We start from the raw sequence: 554 nt of genomic DNA on the forward strand, positions 1-554 counted from the left end.
CCTGCTGAACACCGCCGGGAAGCCCCCTGCTGAACACCGCCGGGAAGCCCGTCGACGGGGCCGGGCGGAACGACTACGTCGGGTACGGCGTCGTGCGGCCGAGGGTTGCCGTTCCCACGCCCGGGGATCCGGGGCCCGCGGACGTCTACCCGCTTCCCGATCTGGCGGCCGCCGGCTCCGCGAACAAGCCGACGGCTCCCGCGGCGGACTCGAAGCCCACATCGCGGGCGGAGTCCGCCGGGCGCAAGAGCGACAGTGGCAGCAGCCTTCCGTGGATCGCCCTCGGGCTGGGGGCCTGCGTCGTCATCGGCGGGGCCGTGACCGCCGTCGCCGTACGCCGCAACCGCCGCTGACGCCTCCAGGAGGACGAGACCTTGAAACTCACTCTGATTCCGAGCGCGTCGGGGGGTTCCCTCTGATGGCGACGGATTTCGAGGCCTACTCGCATGAGCAGTTGCTCGCGATGATCGCGTCTCTGGACTCGGCGACGGTGGTCGTGCGGGCGACGCAGCTGCAGGGTGCGGCGGTCGTGATCAAGGGCATCGGTGAGAGCC

General features: G+C 71.3%; 1 protein-coding gene. It reads left to right on the forward strand.

Features of this window, described 5'->3' with window-relative positions; genetic code table 11:
* Positions 1–92 precede the first annotated feature (92 nt).
* Positions 93–353 carry a hypothetical protein gene (locus tag AB4039_RS42400; protein ID WP_442273332.1) on the forward strand — a complete coding sequence of 87 codons (261 nt, stop codon included), beginning with the start codon at positions 93–95 and terminating at the stop codon, positions 351–353.
* The last annotated feature ends 201 nt before the right edge of the window (positions 354–554 follow it).

The organism is Streptomyces sp. M-16 (assembly GCF_052114405.1).
Lineage (GTDB): Bacteria > Actinomycetota > Actinomycetes > Streptomycetales > Streptomycetaceae > Streptomyces.